The sequence below is a fragment of the Nonomuraea zeae genome, assembly GCF_005889725.1.
In the GTDB taxonomy this organism is placed as follows: Bacteria; Actinomycetota; Actinomycetes; order Streptosporangiales; family Streptosporangiaceae; genus Nonomuraea; species Nonomuraea zeae.
Genome location: NZ_VCKX01000155.1, coordinates 1 through 14683 on the forward strand (window position 1 = coordinate 1; position 14683 = coordinate 14683).

A 14683-nucleotide genomic window follows, 5' to 3' on the forward strand; every position below is an offset into this window, starting at 1 on the left:
GGGGCTGGTGGCGGTGCCGGAGATGAGGCGGTCGGCTCGGGCGATGAGCGGGTTCCCGCGGTAACGCTGCCAATCCGTCCGGAGCCGGCGCAGCTCCTCCCCCACCCGCGCCGAGGCGATGAGCCGTACGTCATCGCTGAGGTCCACGGCGGTGGCGGCGGCGCGCTCGATGTCGCCGGCCCGCAGGAAGGCATGCGCCGCGCGCAGGCCGATCAGCGTGCGGGTGCGGCGCTCGACGGGACGGCGGGCGTCCATGGAGGCGGCGAAGTGCCGGGCGGCGGTGGCGTGGTCGCCGAGCTGGGTGAGGGTGAGGCCGATCTGGTGCTCCAGGGATTCGCGCCGGTAGTTGCCGGTCCACTCCGACTCGGGCACGGAGTCGGCGCGTTCGAGCTGGGCCTCGGTGCGGCGGAGCAGGGTCAGCGCGTCCCAGCGGGTCCCGGCCGCGGCGTGCGCCTCCGCGCGCATGCCGGTGATCCAGGCCTGCGTGCGCTGGGGACCCTGGCCGGCGAGGGCGGAGGCGGCGGCCTCGGCCAGGGCCAGGGCCTCGCCGTCGTGGCCGAGCTCGGTGGCCTGGACCGCCATGCTGCGCAGGGCCGTCGCGCGCAGCACCAGGTCGCCCGCCTCGTCGGCGAGGCGCACGGTGCTGATGTAGTAGCGCTGGGCGAGGGCGTGCGCGCCCGCGTCCATGGCCATGTAGGCGGCCAGGTAGCTCAGCTGCGCCGCGGCGGTGAACAGGTCGGGGCGGCTCCGGCCGGTCGCCTCGTGCAGCAGCGGGGTGACCTCGCGGGCCAGGTAGGCGGCGACGGCCGCGCGGCCGTGCCCGCCGCCGTACTGGTCGTCGAGGTCGGCGAAGCTGGCGGTGGCGGCGCGGATCCTGGCGACGTCCCCCGCGCCGGCGCGTACGACGCGCCGGCCCGTGCCCCGCCTCCCGCCCCAGCCGTCGGTCCACCCCGTGCCGCGCGGCGCGGACAAGGCGGAGACGGCGGCCAGGCCGGAGAGCGCCGCCAGGGTGAACGTGCCCGCGGTCAGCACGGTCCGGCGGTTGAGCAGGTCGTCCTCCCCCAGCGTGGCCAGCCGGGCGACCGGGTCACCGCGCCACGGGTCGTCGGCGGGCGGCGCGGTGCCCGGATCGGGCCAGCCGAAATGCGCCGGAGTGAGATCCATCCGGTTCAGGCGCCGGCGGAACGCCTCCACGGCGGCGTGGACGGCCTCCGGGCGCGGCACGGTCCCGGTCAGCCAGTGCCCGACGGCCGAGCGGTCGTAGTGCATCCGCTCCCCGCTCTCGGCGGCGACGGCGTTGACGTGCTGCGCCGTGGCGGCGTGCGTCCAGCCGGCCTGTTCGATCATCGCGGCGAGCGCGCGATTGACGACCGGGCGGGTGCGCCGTGGAGGCATCGCAACTTCACATCGCTTCACATCGCGGTGCCCTCGACGATCCGCCCTACGCAAAGCACCGTCAATAGCGCGGAGTGTGACGCGGTCGCGTGGCCGTGCACGGGCTCGACGAAGGAGGAATCGTGCGCATCCTGATGGACGAGACCGGCGGGAGCACCCCGCCGTACGCGGCGTCATGACCGGCCCGGCGAGCATGGATCCGGAGCGGATGACGATGGCGAAGATGGAGTCGGGCCTGGCCGAGGAGGCGCGGGCGGAGCTGCTGGCCGCGCTGGCCGGCCGCCCGCTGGTCGGTGTCGAGCGCTACAGCACCGCGCTGCGCACCGCGTACACGGGCCCGGCGCCGTTCGACGTGCTGCGCCCCGCCCTGGGCCTGGGCTGCTACTCGGCCTGGGAGCCGGCCATGCCCGGCAGGGTGGTGGCGGCCGAGGAACGCACCCGCGTGCGCTCGGTGGCCGAGCGGCACGGCTGGCTGCGCCGGGTACGCCATGACGCCGCCCGGCACCTGGTCAAGCTGGACCGGCCGCCGGTCGTGTGCACCTGGTACGCCAACGCCAGGATGCACGAGCTGGCGGGCCCCGGCGGCACCGTCGCGGCGATCGACGGGGAGGTGCGGGCCACGATCGAGGCTAAGCACCTGTTCGACGACCTGCTGCGCGCGGCCGGCGTGCCCGCCGTGGCGCGGATCCGCTGCCTGCACGCCGAGCGGCTGCCCGCCCTCTCCGAGCTGCGGCGCGCGGTCGGCACCGAGCGGGTCGTGGTGCAGGCGGGCGGCACCGCCGGAGGCGCAGCGGGCGGTGCGGCCGGCGGGCGCTCCACCGTGATCGTGGCGGACGAGGGCGACATGGGCCGCGCGGTGCGGCTGCTGGGCCCGTACCGGGTGGCCGCGTACGTGGACGGCTGGCCGGCCGCCATCACGGTGCTCAGCGTCCCGGACCGGAGCGGCGGCGGCGTGCGCGTGTACATCGACCGCCCGGCCCACACCTCGACCGGCGTGCCCGAGCTGGGCGTCGGCGAGCTGCGCAGCGCCGGCAACGACTGGTCGCGGCCCTGGCCCGCGCCTGCCGCCGCGCTGCTCGTCGAGTGCGCGGAGCGGATCGCGGTGTGGGCCTGGCGCAGGTACGGGGTGGCCGGCCTGTTCAACCTGGGCGCCCTGCTCACCGCGAGCGAGCGGCTCTACCTGTGCGCGATCAAGTGGCGGCACCACGAGAGCACCGAGGTCTCGGGGGTGAATCAGCTCTCGATGGGGCTGCCGCCGTTCGTGCTGGCGCATCTGGCCGTGATGCTGGGCGGCCGGGCGTCCTGGCTGGGGGACCCACAGGAGTTCAACCACCGCACGCTGTTACGCTCCACCGAGCCCGGCGGGCCCTTCTACGCCAAGATCCGCCTGCGGCGCGAGTCGCCGGTACGCGTGGCCGCCGGCCGCGGGTCCGGCATCTACCAGCTCGACCACCTCGGCCGGCTGCGGTGGGTGCGCCGGGGCGCGCATCCGCTGGACGCCCGCGTGGACCATGGGGAGTTCCTGCTCGCCAACCTGCCGGACCCGGACGTCGTGTGCCACCCCGGCTCCGACATCGCCACCTTCGAGGGCGTCACCGGAGGCGGGATGAGCCCGTTCCACGGGCCGGGCAGCGCGTCACCCTTCACCCGGCGCGTGGTCGAGGCCGTGCAGCAGCTCTTCCTGCCGTACGAGGAGCCCGCCGCCGGGAGGCGTGCGGCGCCGTGAGCCGCAGTCTCCCGGCATCGCCCTTTCACCTGCGGATGGGGCTCAGCGCGGTGAGATCGATGTCCAGCAGGGTCGGGCCGGGTCGGGCCACGGCGGCGGCGAACTCGGCGTCGAACGTTTCCGCGTCGGCGACCGGCCGCGCGGCGATCCCGAAGGAGGCGGCCAGCGCGGTGAAGTCGGGCGTGGCCAGGTCCACGTCGCCGGCGGCGCCCGCGTAACCGCCGTACGAGTCTCGGATGATCTCGCGGAGCACGCCGTATCCCCGGTCGTTGAACAGGCAGACGACCACCTGCGCCCCGATCTGCGCGGCGGCGGCCAGCTCGCCCGCGCTCAGCATGAACCCGCCGTCGCCCTGGATGAGCACCACCGGCGCCCCCGAGCCGACGGCGGCGCCCATCGCCAGCGGCAATCCCGGACCGATGCCCGCCGCCGTCGGCCGGATCGACGTCCGCGGCGCCAGGATGGGCAGGACCCGGTCGCCCCAGACGTACGCGGGGACGGTCGCGTCCCGGACGACGACGCCATTCCGGGGCAGGTGGCGACGGATCGAGGCGCAGATCGCCTCGTGGTCGGGGCCCATCTCGGCCCCGATCCGCTCCCTGGCCGCGGCCCGCGCCGCCTGAGCTTCCGCGAGAAGCCCGGACCGGTCGGGGACGGCGTGCTCGTCCAGCCGCCGCGCGATCTGGGCCAGGCCGCGGCGGGCGTCGCCGGCCAGCGCCAGCCGCGCCGGGTAGGCCCGGCCGATCACCGAGGGATCGACGTCGAGATGGATCAGGTCGCCGGGCAGGCGTAGCCGCCAGGAGTCCGTCGAGTACATCTGGAAGCGCGTGCCCACGGCGAGGACCACGTCGGCCGCCTCGACATAGGAGCGCAGCGGCTCCAGGGCGGGGAAGGCGCCCAGGCACAGCGGATGGTCCTCCGGCAGCGCGCCGCGGCCCTCCCGCGAGGTGACCACCGGGGCCTGGGCCGCCTCGGCGAGCGCGGCCAGCTCGGCGGACGCCCCTGCGGACGTCACCCCGCCGCCCGCCCAGACGAGCGGCCGCCGGGCGCCGGCGAGCAGCCGCGCCGCCTCCCCAGCCGCCTTGTCGTCCACGTCGTCGCGCGGGATCCGCGGCGCGGCGAGCTCCGGCTCCTCGGCGGGCGCCCGCTGCAGGTCGATGGGGATCTCCAGAGCCGCCGGCTGCGGCCGCCCGGTGAGCACGTCCCTGGCCAGCCTGAGGACCTCGGCGCCCAGGTCGCCGGCGCGGCGGGCCAGCGAGACGGTACGGCACACGGCGCGCAGCATGTCCCCCTGGCCCTCGGCCTCGTGGATGTAGCCACGACCACGTCCGAGGTAGGCGCTCTCCACCTGGCCGGTGATCAGCAGGACCCGGGAGGAGGCGAACGACGCCTCGTACAGGCCGCCCATCGCGTTGGCGGTGCCGGGGCCGGTGCTGACCAGCGCGACCCCGAGGCTGCCGGTCACCCTGGCGTAGCCGTCGGCCGCGTGCACGGCCGCCTGCTCGTGGCGCATGCCGACGATCTCGACCGCGCCCCGCGCGCGCAGCTCGCGCAGAATGGGCAGGTTGTGGATGCTGGCGATGGCGAAGACGTGCCGGACGCCGAGCACCTCCAGCGCCGCGGCGACCTGACCGGCGCCGGTGGTCTGGCCTGCCGCGGTCAGGCCTTCCACTTCTGCGCCTCCTGCTCGACGGCCTTCTCGTCGAAGGCGTTGTACTGCTCGGCCAGCGTGAAGTCGAACAGGCCGCTGGACTTCACGTCGAGAGGCGCGGTGATCATGCTGTGCTGGGCGAACGTGGCGATCGTCTTCTGCAGCCCGGCGTCGTCGATCACCCCGTACTCGCCGGACGGCCCGCGACCGCCGGTGATCTCCATGCGCAGCTTAAGGATCCGTACGGCCTGCGCCAGCGCCGTCTCGGCGGGCACGTCGGAGGCGGGCTTGGACTGCGGGAACTGCTTCCAGTGCAGCTTGATGGCCGCCTCGGGGTTCTTTTCCGAGAAGACCATGGCCTTGAAGAACGCCCGCACCATCCCGGCCACCCGCTTGGGCTCCTTCTTGATGGACTCCTTGCGCACGACGAGCGCCGACGTGCCGGTCATGTCGTTGAGCGGGGACGGGATGTCGCGCATCGTCGTGCCGAGCAGGTCGCCGATGACCACGTTCGGCCCGTCCCAGCCGGCGTAGGCGTCCACCTGCTTGCCGCGCAGCGCATCGGCGGCCTGCGCGCCCAGCCCGACCGGCAGGAAGGAGGCGTCCTTGGCCGGATCGCCGCCGGCCTCCTTCACGACTCCCTTGGCGAACAGGGCGGACACGCCCGCCAGCGTGTTCGCCCCGATGGTCTTGCCCTTCAGGTCGGCGGCGGTCTTGATCGGGCTGTCCTGCGGGACCACCAGCCGGAAGATGCTGCCGTTGGTCACGCCGACCACCGCGATGCTCGGGTCCTTCTGGTAGGCGGTGATGGCGGCGTTCAGCGACGCGTACGTCATGAACGCCTGGCCCGTCGCCACCGACTGGACGGCTGTCGGCGCGCTGTCCACGGGCTGGACGGTCACGTCCACGCCCTCGGACTTGAAGTAGCCCATCTCGATCGGGACGGAGGTGTAGGAGGCGGTGGTCGCGGTCAGCGCCTTGTCCGGCACCGTGAAGACCGTCTCGGCGCCGCCCGAGTCGCCGCCACCGCCGCCGCAGGCCGTCAGGCCCGCCGCGAGCGCGGCCACGACTGCTATGACACCGAACCTGCTCATGCCTGACTCCCGGATTGCTGTTGGGGGGATCACTTGACTCTGCGCACCAGGCGCTCGGCGAGGGACAGGACGCCGTACACCACGAGCCCGAACACCGACAGGGCGATGAGCATGGCGTAGGTCGCCGCGACCTCGCCGGTGACGGTGTACTGGGCGATGGCGTAGCCGACGCCCTCGCGGGCGGCCACGAACTCGCCGACGATCGCCCCGATCAGCGCGAGCACGGCGGCGCTGTTCAGCGCGGGGAAGATGAACGCCAGCGCGTTGGGGATGCGCAGGTAGCGCAGCTCCTGCCAGCGGCTCGCGCGTAGCGCCCGGAACAGGTTGACCTCGTCCTCGCTCACCTCGGTCAGCCCGGCGATCGTGTTGGCCAGCACCGGGAAGAACGCCAGCAGCGCCGCCAGCGTGACCTTGGGCGCCAGGCCGTAGCCGAGCGCGGCGACGATCAGCGGCGCGATCGCGACCTTCGGGAACGTCTGCGAGATCAGGATGTACGGATACACCGCGTTGCGCAGGATCGGGGAGAAGGCGAACACCGAGCCGACGACGACCGCCGCCACCACGGCGAGCACGAAGCCGAGCAGGGTCTCGTTCACGGTCGCCAGCAGGTTCGGCCAGAGTGTGCCATCCCCCGCCAGCCGGAACAGCACCCCGACCACCTCGCTCGGCGGCGCCAGGATCAGCGGCGAGACGATGCCCGCACTGGCCACCGCCTGCCAGCCGCCCACGAGGGCGATGAAGATCGCGATCGCGAGGGCCGCCGACTTGGCGCCGGACCCGTCCTTTCGCGGCGCCCTGATCTCCGCACCCTCGTCGAGCGTGGCCGGGCGGGGTCCGGCGGAGGCCGTCGTGGCGTGGTTCATCGCTCACCGTCCTTGGCCTCGTCCAAGGCGGCGCGCACCTGGCGGATGGCCTCGTAGAACTCCGGCTGGTCCCGCAGGCTCCTGTCACGCGGCCTGGGCAGCGCCACCTTGATGTCGGCGTGCACCCGGCCGGGCCTGGCGCTCATCACCACGATCCGGTCCGACAGGAACACCGCCTCCGAGATGCTGTGGGTGACGAACACGACCGTCTTCGGCTCGCGCTGCCACACGCCGAGCAGCTCGTCGTTCAGGTCCTCGCGGGTGAATTCGTCCAGCGCGCCGAACGGCTCGTCCATGAGCAGCAGCGACGGCCGGCCCACCAGCGACCTGGCGATCGCCACCCGCTGCTCCATGCCGCCAGACAGCTCTTTGGGATAGTGCTTCTCGAACGCGGCCAGCCCGATCATCTCCAGCAGCTCGCGCGCCCGCCCCCGGCCCTCCGCGCCGCCCTCGCCCGCGATGTCGAGCGGGAGGCACACGTTGTCGAGCACGGTGCGCCAGCGCAGCAGGGTCGGCTTCTGGAAGGCCATGCCGACCTGCGCCAGCGGCTCCGTCACGGGCGTGCCGTCCACGGACACCGTGCCCGCCGTGGGCTCCAGCAGGCCGGCGATGAGTTTGAGCAGGGTGGACTTTCCGCAGCCGCTTGGGCCGATGAGGGAGACGAACTCCCCCGGCGCGATGTCCAGGTCGGTGTGCTCCAGGGCCCGCACGGCCGCGCCGCGGCGGGTGAACGTCTTGGCGACGCCGCGTACGGCGAGGGCCGCCGGTCCCGGCGGAGCCTGGTCGCGGGCCTGTTGTCCGGTCAAGGTCGCCATGGTGTCACTCCTTCGCCGATCGCTTCGGCAGCACCTCGTGGTAAAAGCGCAGCCAGTTGCCTCCCATGACCGCGGCCACCTCCTTCTCGCCGAACCCGTGCCTGGCCAGCGCCTCGGCGAGTCCGGGGAACGAGCGGGTGTCGGGGAACCAGGGCAGCGGCGGCTGCTTGCCCGGGTTGGCCGCGGAACCCGCGCCGTACTGCGGCGTCCTGGTCCAGCGGCCCTGCCGCATCCAGCGCAGGTCGTCCGCCACGACCTTGCGGCCGAGGTCGGAGCCGACGCCGACGTGGTCGATGCCGATCAGGTCCGCCGTGCGGGCGACCAGCTCGGCCCACGTGTCGGCGGTCGCGGCGTACTCGCCGCTGATGTTGCGGTAGCCGGACACGCCGAGCACGCCGCCGCGCGCGGCGAGGGCCTTGAGCAGCTCGTCGGACTTGTTGCGGGCGTGCGGCACCAGCGACGCGGGGTTCGCGTGGGTCACCGCCACCGGCACCGCCGAGTGCTCGACCGCCTCCAGGCTGGTCCGCTCACCGACGTGGGACAGGTCCACGGCCATGCCGGTCCGGTTCATCTCCTCGACCACCTCGCGGCCGAACCGGGTCAGCCCGCCGTCAACCGGGTCGTAGCAGCTCGCGCCGACGTCGTTCTGGATGTTGTACGTGAGCTGCGCGACGCGCACGCCGAGGTCGGCGAACAGCTCGACGTAGCCGATGCGCCCGGCGAGGAACGAGCTGTTCTGGAAGCCGAGCAGCAGCGCGGTCCGGCCGCTCGCCTGGATCTCCTCGATCTCCGCGGCCGTCGTCGCGACGGCCACCAGGTCGGCGTTGGCCCGCACGAGGTCGCGCCAGGCCACCACGCGGTCCAGGGACTCGAGCGCGTCCTCCCAGAAGCCGCAGGTGACGGTGACGCACCCGAGGTCGCCGGCGCGCAGCTCCTCGAAGACCTCGCGGTCGAAGTTGCTGCATTCGAGGCCGTCAACGAACATCATGAGCTGACTCCCACATAGTCGACGTCGACGTCCGGATCGGTCACGTCGGGGTCCAGGGTCGCGCCGGCGTGCCGCCGGGAGACGGGCGTGTCCTCGGTGAGCGCGTCGTTGGAGCGGTGGTAGAGCCGCCACCACAGGCCGGCGTCCACCCGCATCCCCTCATGGACGGCTCTGGCCAGGTGCCCGGAGCTCCCATCCGCGACGGCATCCCCGACGGCGTCCTCGACGGCCAGCACGGGGGCGCCGGCGCCGAAGCTCACCTCCACGCGGGCGCCGTACGCGGCGGCGGCGTGCGGCAGGACCGGCAGGAGTTGCGGCGCGCTCAGGCCGCGTACCTCGATCCGGGCCCGGCCGTGCTCGCGCAGCAGCGCCACGCCCAGGTCCAGCAGGGCCGGGGCCACGTAGGGCGCCGGCATCCCGTGCGCCTCGATCACGGCCCGGCCGCCAGCGTTCGAGGCGTCGTTCGAGGCGTCGTTCGAGGCAAGTTCCGCAGCTCGCCAGGAGTCGGGGTGGGCGCGGGAGTCGAGGAAGGCCAGGGCGCCCAGGCCCAGTGCCTCGGCCTCGACGAGCAGGTCGCGTACGGCGGGCACGGCGCCCTTCGGCACGCCGAGCAGCAGCAGGATCCGCTCCACCAGCACCCGGGTCTCCCGCAGGCTCACGGTGAGCCGGGACCCGCCGCTCTCCGCCGCGGCGCATCCAGCTTCAGTCGCTGCCTCTGCCGTGGGGCCAGTCATGCCCGCTCCCCTCGCTCGGTGCCAGGCGTCCCCGCGTCGCCGCGTGCGGTGGCCGGCCGTCCCGAGAGCACTTCGTTGATCTCGGAGACGGTGTCCATCAGCGCCTTGGCACCCTTCTCGCGGTCGAACCTGCTGCTCGGCCCGGCCACGCTCAGCGCGCCCACGCAGCGGCCGCGCACGTCGAAGACGGGAGCGGCGATGCCGATCACGCCTTCCAGCCAGCGCCCTTCCGAGGTGGCGTAGCCGCGCAGGCGGACGTTCGCCAGCTCCTCCTCGCCCGGCAGCTCGACCCCCAGCTCGCGCAGCTCGGCGAGCTGCCGCTCGGTCGCCCAGGCCAGCAGGACCTGTCCCGACGCGCTGCGGCTGATCGGCATCGTGGCCTCGGCCCGCAGATCGACCTGTAGCGGCCGGCCCGGCTCGATGCGCTGGATGATGGTGGCGGTGCCGCGTTCGAGTATCGCGAGGGAGACGGCCTCGCGGACGACGTCCACCAGGCGTTCCATGTTCGGCAGCACCCGCTCGCCGAGCCCTGCCTGGCGCAGCGCCGCCTGCCCGATGCGGGTCGGCCTGAGCGTCAGCCGGTAGGCGCCGTCGTCTGCCTGCTCCATCCACCCGGCGGCGACCAGGGTCACGAGCTGCTGGTGGACGGCGGCGCGGGACAGGCCGAGCGAGCGCGCGAGCTCGGCAATGCGTACCGAGCGCTCCGCCTCCGCCACGACCTCCAGCATCTTGAGGCACTTGAGCGCGGTGCTCAGCGGCTGGGTGCGTGGCACGTTGTGTTCAGTCACGTGTCATCCCGGAGTCTTGTAGATCGGACAGATCGGGAAAATCTGGTTCGCTCGGGTGCCACCAGGGGCCGGTCTCCTTGCCCGCCAGGTCGTCGCGAGCAGGCGCGCCCTGGAAGATGAGGCCGCGCAGGGTCCTGCCGAGGAAGTCCTTGGTCCGGTCGAGGCCGTAGAAGGCGGCGTTGGCCAGCCGGATGATGTGGACCGGCACGAAGTCCATGTCGAGCATGTCCATCCGGGGCAGCGCGTACGGCTGGTCCCGCAGTGCCTGGAGCCGCTCGACGGCGGCCCGCTCCTCCGGATGGTCGAACAGCACCCGTCCCACGCGCGTCCGCACGTCGTAGCGCTCCATCAGCCGCGACAGCCGCCGGACGTCGCCCGGCACGTCCACCGACAGGTCGAACCCGCCGGGGAACTGCTCGCGCGGCCCCGACCTCGGCTCTTCCGCGGCCCTGGACTTGTACCAGACGCGAGTCCTGCCCGCCTCGCCGGCGAGCCGGGCGTCGTGGGCCCATCCGTAAGGCCCGCGCAGCATCGCGCCGAACTCGCGCACCGTCATGCCGGGATCGCCGACGAGCCGTTCGTCCACGATCAGCCGGCCGAACGCCTCGTCCGCCGTGTCCGGCAGCAGCTCCATGAGCAGCGCGTTCAGGATCTCCTCGGTCTCGGAGGTGACGGTGCCCTCGATCGCCACCCGCAGCGCCTCGAACGGACGGACCGGCCGCGCGCCGCGTACGGTGCCGTGGTCGCGCAGCTCGGCGGCCAGGTCGCGGACGGTGCGCAGCTCGGCGGCCAGGCGCTGCCCGTCGGGGAAGACGCCGTAGCGCATCGGGTCCTGTTCGCGGTACACGATCGCCTCGTCGAGCAGGTCCGTGAGCCGCCCGTACGCCGGGTCGCCCGCCGGCGGGGTCAGCCGCCTGGCCTGGGCCAGGGCCTCCTCGCGTACCTGGAGCCAGCGGTGCACCATGCGCGGGTGGTTGGCCACGAACAGGACCAGGCCGAGCGCCGACCCGTTGCCCAGGCCGAGATAGCGCCGCAACGCCGGGTCGAGCCGCGCCGCCGTGGGCGTCGCGGCCCGCGCCAGGTGGTCGCACAGGTCGAAGCTGAACTCCCGCATGAGGTACGCGGTGAGCATCTGCGCGTGGTACGGCGCGCCCAGCGGGTGATCGGGCCCGTACGACAGGTACGTGCGGGTGCCGAACGTGCCGTTCGCGTCCAGCCCGGTGTTGCGCATCAGGTAGCCCACCTCGCGCAGCCGGCCGAGACCGGGCTGGCGGCCGGCGGTCAGCGCCTCGACCGCGTGCTCGAAGGCCCGCAGGCTCCGGTTGGAGCGGCACCACACCAGCGTTCCCGGGGCGGCCCGGCCCGCGTACAGCTTGGGCAGCTCGGCCCGGGTCTGCTCGACGCGGCCGGGGTCGGCCTCGCCTTCGAGCAGCGCCCCGACCATGTCCCAGCTGCGCCCGATGATCCTGGGCGTGCGGTCCACGAAGCGGGGCTCGCTGCTGAAGGCCACGAACGACAGCACTCCCGCATGCGTCTGCACCCGGTAGACGGCCGTTCCGTTGCCGCGGTCGTCCAGCTCCAGCCGTTGCGGAGTGACCGACCAGCCGTTGCGCAGCATTGTCGAGACCAACGACCGGCTGGCACTGAAACGCGAGGGCTGTAATGCGGCCAGGCGCTCAGGACGCATGAGGAAGGCGGGATCGCGGGGCTCGATGGTCGGCGGCAGGTCGCTCATTGCACCTCGTCAAGATACTCAGGACGCCGTATGGAATATCGTGACGCTATGACTGAAACCCTAATTTCGGCAAGACCTATTCTTGGGAGCCACCTTCCGCTAGGGTGACCGCTACGCCACCCCCAACACGGCGTTGACCAGCCCGAACTCTTGGGCGTCCGGGCAGCCCTCACCCACAACCCACAGCCACAGCCCACAACCCAGGTCCGCGACGCCCTCAGCCGCGGGTCGCGGACGGTCAGATCTCGGGGGCCGGGCGACCGGTGGCGGCGCGTTCCCTGAGCACGTTCTTCTGGATCTTGCCGGTCGAGGTCTTCGGCAGGTCGCCGAAGACGATCGCCTTGGGCGCCTTGAAGTGCGCCAGCCGATCCCGTACGTGCTGGATGAGCTCGCCTTCCGTGGCGCTCGCGCCCGCCGCGAGGCTGACGTAGGCGACCGGCACCTCGCCCCAGTGCGCGTCGGGCCGGGCGACGACTGCCGCCTCCTCGACGGCGGGATGGCTCACGAGGGCGTTCTCCACCTCGATCGAGGCGATGTTCTCGCCGCCCGAGATGATCACGTCCTTCGCCCGGTCCACGAGCTGCACGTAGCCGTCGGGGTGCAGGACCGCCAGGTCGCCGGTGCGGAACCAGCCGTCGGGCGCGGCCTTCTCGGTGGCGCCGGGATCGCGGTGGTAGCCCACCATGACGTCGTTGCCGCGCACCGCGATCTCGCCGATCGTGGCGGCGTCGGCCGGCACGTCTCCGCCCTGCTCGTCCACCACCCGGATCCGCTGGGCGATCACGTTGCCCACCCCCTGCCGCGCGGTCACGGCCGCCAGTTCCCCGGCGTCCAGGTCGCTCCACTCGGGCTGCGGCTGGCAGATCACGGCGGGCCCGTACGTCTCCGTGAGCCCGTACAGGTGGATGACGTCGATCCCGGCCCGCAGCGCCCGCGCGATCAGCGCGGGGCTCGGCGGCGCGCCGCCCACGCAGGCGAGCAGCCGCGGCTCCAGGGGCCCCGTGGGCGCGTCGGGGTGGGCGAGCAGCGACGTGAGCACCGTCGGCGCGCCGCACAGATGGGTGACGCGGTGCGTCCTGATCAGCCGCCAGGCCAGCGGCGGATCGACCTTGGGCAGGCAGACGTGGCGGGCGCCGGCCAGGGTCACCGCCCAGGGGAAGCACCACCCGTGGCAGTGGAACATCGGCAGCGTCCACAGGTAGCCGCCGGCCGCGTCGAGCCTGGTGTGCAGCGCCATGGCCAGCGCCTGGAGGTAGGCGCCCCGGTGGTGGTAGACGACCCCTTTGGGGCGGCCCGTGGTCCCGCTGGTGTAGTTGATCGACAGCGGTGACAGCTCGTCGTCCACCCTGACCAGCAGCGGCTCGGCCCCGGCGAGCAGCTGCTCGTACTCGCCGCCGGACACCCGGCGCGGGCGCGCCCGGCTCCCCGCGCAGGCCGCGGCGGCCAGCTCCGCGTGCTCGTCGTCATGGAGCAGCACCGACACCTCGGCGTGGTCGATGATGTACGCCAGCTCGCCCGGCGACAGGCGGATGTTCATCGGCACCATGACCGCGCCGGCCGCCGGCACGCCGAACGTGGACTCCAGCAGCAGGTGGCCGTTGGCGGCGAGCAGGCCCACCCGGTCCCCAGGGCGCACTCCGGCGCCGGACAGGCCGCCCGCCAGCAGCCGGACGCGGTCCCACAGCTCGGTGTACGTGAGCGTCAGCTCGCCGTCCACGACGGCGACCCGCCGGGCGAACACGGCCGCCGCGCGTTCGAGGAAGCTCGTCGGGGTCAGCGGCTCGAACGACAGACCGGTCACCAGCGCACCATCCTTATTGCGAGGCTCGCATAGATCGTCGCATGACGGGGCCCTCGTCCACATCGCCCGATCGGCCCGATCCGCGCCACCGCCGCCCGGGGCCGGCGGTAGGTTGATCGGATGCGGGCCGAGGAACTTCACGTGGTGGAAGCCGCACTGGGCGGCACGGTCAAGGCGGCGAGCACGCTGGCCGGTGGCTTCTCGCACGAAACGGTCCTGCTCACGCTGGCCGACGGGCAGGTGGTGGCCCGGTTCGGCGGCCCCGATCCGGCCGTCGAGGCCGCGGTCATGGCCGCCGCCCGCCCCTACGCGCCCGTGCCCGAGGTGCTGCTGGTCGTGCCCGAGGGAGCTTCGGACGACGCTGCCCGGCCGGTCATGGTCCTGGAGCACGTCCAGGGCACGCTCCTGAGCGAGGTGCTCGCGGAGCCGTCGGGCTCCTCGGAGCTCTCCGGGCTGGGCGCGGAGGTCGGGCGGGTGGTCGCGGGCATCGCGGCGGCGACGTTCGACCGGCCGGGGTTCTTCGCCGACGAGCACCTCACGGTGACCGTGGAGCAGCCGTGGTCGAAGCAGCTGCCCCAGGTCGCCGACGCCTGCATGGCGGCGGCTCCGGCGCAGGCCCGCCTGGACGGGGAGGCGCGGAGCTCCTGGGCGGACCTGTGCGCGGCCCACGCGCCCTCGCTCGACCGCGTCGGGCACCACAGCCGCCTCGTGCACGCCGACATCAACCCCAAGAACCTCCTGGTCACGCGCACGCGCGGCGGCTGGCGGGTGGACGCCGTGCTCGACTGGGAGTTCAGCTACGCCGGCTGCCCGTACGGCGACGCGGCGAACATGCTCCGCTTCGGCGCCGGCTACCCCGCCTCCTTCGTGGCCGGTTTCCGCGCCGGCTTCGCCGCGCACCAGCCCGCCGGCCTGCCGCTCGCCGAGGACTGGGCCTACCTGGGGCGGGTGCTGGACATGTTCGCCCTCAGCGACCTGGTCACCAGGCCCGCCGGGCACGCCGTCGCTGACGAGGCGGCCGCGCAGATCCGGCGCTGGATCTCGGACGGGATCCCCGACACGGGCGAGTGATCGAAGCGCCGCAGTCCCGGCG

Annotated in this window: 12 protein-coding genes; 2 read left to right on the plus strand and 10 right to left on the minus strand. The window is 73.4% G+C overall.

The features are described 5' to 3' along the window. Positions 1-1395 (minus strand): NsdA family TPR-like regulatory protein (locus ETD85_RS37450; RefSeq protein ID WP_206059112.1); only part of this gene is annotated, 1395 nt, incomplete at its 3' end. Positions 1396-1603: 208 nt separating this feature from the next. Between ETD85_RS37450 and ETD85_RS63560 the strand changes: the two genes are divergently transcribed. Next, on the plus strand, positions 1604-3121 hold the full coding sequence (locus ETD85_RS63560; RefSeq protein ID WP_170247052.1) for a hypothetical protein: 1518 nt from the start codon (positions 1604-1606) through the stop codon (positions 3119-3121). Positions 3122-3146: 25 nt separating this feature from the next. Here ETD85_RS63560 and ETD85_RS37460 read toward each other — a convergent pair whose 3' ends face one another. The 9 genes from ETD85_RS37460 to ETD85_RS37500 form a co-directional block, all read right to left on the minus strand. Further along, entirely contained in the window at positions 3147-4793 is a 1647-nt protein-coding gene (locus tag ETD85_RS37460; RefSeq protein WP_138694568.1) for a thiamine pyrophosphate-binding protein, read from the minus strand. Further along, positions 4781-5866: an ABC transporter substrate-binding protein gene (locus tag ETD85_RS37465; protein WP_138694569.1), complete on the minus strand. Its 1086-nt coding sequence runs from the start codon at positions 5864-5866 to the stop codon at positions 4781-4783. The genes ETD85_RS37460 and ETD85_RS37465 overlap by 13 nt, the downstream gene beginning before the upstream one ends. A gap of 29 nt (positions 5867-5895) precedes the next feature. Continuing rightward, positions 5896-6729, minus strand: a complete 834-nt coding sequence (locus ETD85_RS37470) for an ABC transporter permease (RefSeq protein ID WP_138694570.1) — start codon at positions 6727-6729, stop codon at positions 5896-5898. Then, on the minus strand, positions 6726-7544 hold the full coding sequence (locus ETD85_RS37475; RefSeq protein WP_138694571.1) for an ABC transporter ATP-binding protein: 819 nt from the start codon (positions 7542-7544) through the stop codon (positions 6726-6728). The genes ETD85_RS37470 and ETD85_RS37475 overlap by 4 nt, the downstream gene beginning before the upstream one ends. A gap of 4 nt (positions 7545-7548) precedes the next feature. Next, the gene (locus tag ETD85_RS37480; protein WP_206059113.1) at positions 7549-8532 is read right to left on the minus strand and encodes a dipeptidase; all 984 of its coding nucleotides are present in this window, start codon (positions 8530-8532) and stop codon (positions 7549-7551) included. Then, positions 8529-9266 (minus strand): hypothetical protein, encoded by a 738-nt coding sequence (locus ETD85_RS37485; RefSeq protein ID WP_138694572.1) that lies wholly within the window; start codon positions 9264-9266, stop codon positions 8529-8531. Before ETD85_RS37485 ends, ETD85_RS37480 begins: the two co-directional genes overlap by 4 nt. Then, positions 9263-10054, minus strand: coding sequence for an IclR family transcriptional regulator (locus tag ETD85_RS37490; protein WP_138694573.1), 792 nt, complete (start codon positions 10052-10054; stop codon positions 9263-9265). Before ETD85_RS37490 ends, ETD85_RS37485 begins: the two co-directional genes overlap by 4 nt. Next, a complete protein-coding gene (locus ETD85_RS37495; protein ID WP_138694574.1) occupies positions 10047-11789 on the minus strand; it encodes a hypothetical protein in 1743 nt (580 codons plus the stop codon). Before ETD85_RS37495 ends, ETD85_RS37490 begins: the two co-directional genes overlap by 8 nt. Positions 11790-12027: 238 nt before the next feature. Next, on the minus strand, positions 12028-13590 hold the full coding sequence (locus tag ETD85_RS37500; protein WP_240779678.1) for an AMP-binding protein: 1563 nt from the start codon (positions 13588-13590) through the stop codon (positions 12028-12030). Between the two features lie 141 nt (positions 13591-13731). On the opposite strand from ETD85_RS37500, the gene ETD85_RS37505 reads away from it, so the two are divergent. Continuing rightward, positions 13732-14661 (plus strand): phosphotransferase, encoded by a 930-nt coding sequence (locus ETD85_RS37505; RefSeq protein WP_170247053.1) that lies wholly within the window; start codon positions 13732-13734, stop codon positions 14659-14661. The last annotated feature ends 22 nt before the right edge of the window (positions 14662-14683 follow it).